4 protein-coding genes and 3 tRNA genes are annotated in these 2,988 nt (G+C 53.7%); all 7 read right to left on the bottom strand.

Annotated elements, in window-relative coordinates; translation table 11 throughout:
- Positions 1-143, bottom strand: a 143-nt coding sequence (locus tag BLU76_RS30260; protein ID WP_256326681.1) for a GTP-binding protein, incomplete at its 3' end; no start/stop codon positions are given.
- An 84-nt stretch (positions 144-227) separates the two neighbouring features.
- Positions 228-303: transfer RNA gene (locus tag BLU76_RS30265), tRNA-Thr, on the bottom strand.
- A 26-nt stretch (positions 304-329) separates the two neighbouring features.
- Positions 330-403 (bottom strand) — tRNA-Gly (locus BLU76_RS30270).
- A 24-nt stretch (positions 404-427) separates the two neighbouring features.
- A tRNA-Tyr gene (locus BLU76_RS30275) sits at positions 428-512 on the bottom strand.
- Positions 513-654: 142 nt separating this feature from the next.
- Positions 655-1,110, bottom strand: coding sequence for a hypothetical protein (locus tag BLU76_RS30280; protein WP_063324138.1), 456 nt, complete (start codon positions 1,108-1,110; stop codon positions 655-657).
- Between the two features lie 8 nt (positions 1,111-1,118).
- A complete protein-coding gene (locus tag BLU76_RS30285) occupies positions 1,119-1,868 on the bottom strand; it encodes a pantothenate kinase (protein ID WP_092151216.1) in 750 nt (249 codons plus the stop codon).
- Positions 1,858-2,814 carry a bifunctional biotin--[acetyl-CoA-carboxylase] ligase/biotin operon repressor BirA gene (birA, locus tag BLU76_RS30290; RefSeq protein WP_092225725.1) on the bottom strand — a complete coding sequence of 319 codons (957 nt, stop codon included), beginning with the start codon at positions 2,812-2,814 and terminating at the stop codon, positions 1,858-1,860. Before birA ends, BLU76_RS30285 begins: the two co-directional genes overlap by 11 nt.
- Positions 2,815-2,988: the final 174 nt, after the last annotated feature.

Below are 2,988 nucleotides of genomic sequence, written 5' to 3' on the forward strand. Positions count from 1 at the left end.
TCGAAGTCAACCTTGGCCGAACCGAAAACTTCGGAGCAGACACGGGTCAGAGCAGCGGTCAGCGTGGTTTTACCGTGGTCAACGTGACCGATGGTACCGACGTTGACGTGCGGCTTATTACGTTCGAACTTTTCCTTAGCCATCGAAATCACCCCTAGGAGAAGAATTTAGCGAGTCACACAAGCCATTAAAACAAAGGCAGATATTTTCATATCTGCCTTGTTATATGGAGCTCTTGAGCGGATTTGAACCGCTGACCTCACCCTTACCAAGGGTGTGCTCTACCAACTGAGCTACAAGAGCGAAACACTTTGCACAACCTGCAAACTTGGAGCGGGTAGCGGGAATCGAACCCGCATCATCAGCTTGGAAGGCTGAGGTTCTACCACTAAACTATACCCGCGGAGCTTGCAGCTCACGCTAAAAATGGTGGAGGGGGAAGGATTCGAACCTTCGAAGTCGTAGACGTCAGATTTACAGTCTGATCCCTTTGGCCGCTCGGGAACCCCTCCTAAGCGAGCCGGCATTCTATATCATGCCAGCCTTCTGTCAAGCATTTTCTCATTAAAAACCTGAGGTTAGCTGCGTTGACGTCGCTTCGTACCGCTAACCTTTAAAGGTCTTCGCTGCGAAGCGGGCGCCATTCTATGCAAACTACCCAGCGGGTGCAACCCCCTCGCACGGCATTATTTTATGTTTTAACTCATTGAATTCTTTAGAAAGGTTTTGAAGCAACGCTTCATTCACCTTTCCCACGCTTTCCTGGGAAACCTGAACCCAGAATCCCCCACCCTCAGGGGCATTTGGCGAGTTCGGCGCAGCAGAACGACTTACGACGCCCGAGGCAGCCAATCGCTGCTCCAACTGCCTGGCCAGCTCCGGACGAACAAAACCACCCAAGTAAACACAAGTCTTTTGCGCCTCACCGGATTTACCCAGGTCGCGCCTGACAAGCGCATCCGCCGTTTCGCTCAACAGGTGAATATCCTGCTGCGAACCGCGGTACAAACTGAGCGGAGTCACATCCTTGGCGCGAAGTGGGGCCTCCTGCTGATGCCAGATGTAGTAGAAGACATTCAAAACCAGCAACAACAGAAACAACCACCGCATAGAAAACCTCAAGACAAGGGACAGGCCATCGCCAAACCGACAAAAACCAGGTCGGGCACCACCTTGGCATCAGGAACAACCCCGGAAACCAGATTGGCGTCCCCACCCGTGAGAAACACCACGAAATCCTCCCCCCAATATTGCTGCGCCAATTCAAGCTGAGTCAGGACAAACCCCCTGAGCATCAGCATGCAACCGCGCTCGACCGCTTCGACAGTTGTCCGACCTGGAGCGAGACTCTCATGGGCGCGCTCGGCAGCCATATCGTCATAGCGAATTCTTCGCGTATGAGTACGCAGTTGGTTACGCATCAAAGGCATGCCCGGACAAATGAATCCGCCGAGATGCTCACCATCCGCCGCCACAAAATCAGCCGTAATGGCAGTACCGAAATCAAGGACCAGGCACGCGCCTGAAGCAAGATGGTACCCACCCAGCAAGGCCAACCATCGATCAAGCCCCAACCGCTCGTAATCCTGGTAGCCGTTTTTCACCCCCGCCATTTCTCGGGCAGGCACAGCGCGGGTCACCGACACCCCAAATACATCAACGAGAGAGGCGACCAATGAATCCGTCTCCTCCGGAGTCCTTACACTAACAAGACGACATTTCTTGAGTTGGAACTTCTCGGCATGGCTCAGGCTCACCAGCAAATCGCTGTCAGAGCTGACCACGCCACCTTCGACCGGCGTCACCCCATCGGCACGAAGAACACGCCATTTGATAAAGCTATTGCCGCAGTCAAGCTCAAGAATCATCACGCAACCTCAGGCTGAGCTCACCACCGCTAAAGTTTTTTTCCACACCGTCTACCTTCAAACGCAGCGCACCCTGGTGATCAATGCCCAGCACAATACCGTCAATTTTATTAACACCGGCAATCAGGGAGACAGCCCTGCCCTGCCAAAGATGGTATTGCTCCCACTCCGACTGTATTGCAGCAAACCCCGATGCGTGATGAAGCCTCAGATAGTGCTGAAGCTTCGCACCCAATCGTGCGACCAGCTCATTTCGATCAAAATCCCTTCCTGCCTCAAGACACATGGATGTCCATTGCTGGTCGACCTCATCAGTCGATTGCATATTCACATTAATCCCCACGCCAAGGACAACGTGGCAAACGTCCGCAGGATCCCCCACCAACTCAAGCAAGATGCCGGCGATCTTTTTCTCTCCCACCAGGACATCATTAGGCCATTTCAGCCCCGCCTCAGCGATCCCCATATCACGCAGGGCATGCATGGCAGCAAGCCCGACGACCAGGCTCAGCCCTTCGATCTGTCGCATACCGCCGTCAATGCGTAGCACTAGGCTGTGGTAGAGGTTTTCGGCGAACGGACTGACCCACTTACGACCACGACGACCACGACCAGCGATCTGTCGCTCAGCCAAAACCATGAACGGCGCCGCCGCCCCACGCTCGATCAAACGCAGCGCCTCGGCGTTGGTCGAGTCAATAGCGTCAAAGATATGGACAGGCCACTCGCGAAGGCCTTTTGCGCAAATCTCTGCAGCATCCAAAAGCACCAGAGGCTTAGCCAACTGATACCCCCTACCTCGAACCTTATGAACAGACAGCCCTATTTCTGCTTCCAAGTGCTGTAATTGCTTCCATACAGCACTACGACTGATACCCAGCGCAGCACCCAGCGCCTGCCCTGAATGAAAGCGACCATCCTTCAGAAGTTTTAGCAACGTGAGCATGCGGACTGCGCCCTGATAATGAGGCCCGCATGATAGCCATGCACAAGACAGTTGCATAGAAACACAAAATGACTTTCCCGCGGGCAAAACAAAACCCCTACCTGCATCAGCAGATAGGGGTTTCGGAATTTAATCTTGACGATGACCTACTCTCACATGGGGAAACCCCACACT

Source organism: Pseudomonas sp. NFACC08-1, from assembly GCF_900106735.1.
Taxonomy (GTDB): Bacteria; Pseudomonadota; Gammaproteobacteria; order Pseudomonadales; family Pseudomonadaceae; genus Aquipseudomonas; species Aquipseudomonas fluorescens_Q.

Bases quoted from the DNA above. Each gene is read 5' to 3' on its own strand.
- BLU76_RS30280 (WP_063324138.1), bottom strand. From the start codon at position 1,110: ATGCGGTGGTTGTTTCTGTTGTTGCTGGTTTTGAATGTCTTCTACTAC.
- BLU76_RS30285 (WP_092151216.1), bottom strand. From the start codon at position 1,868: ATGATTCTTGAGCTTGACTGCGGCAATAGCTTTATCAAATGGCGTGTT.
- birA (WP_092225725.1), bottom strand. From the start codon at position 2,814: ATGCTCACGTTGCTAAAACTTCTGAAGGATGGTCGCTTTCATTCAGGG.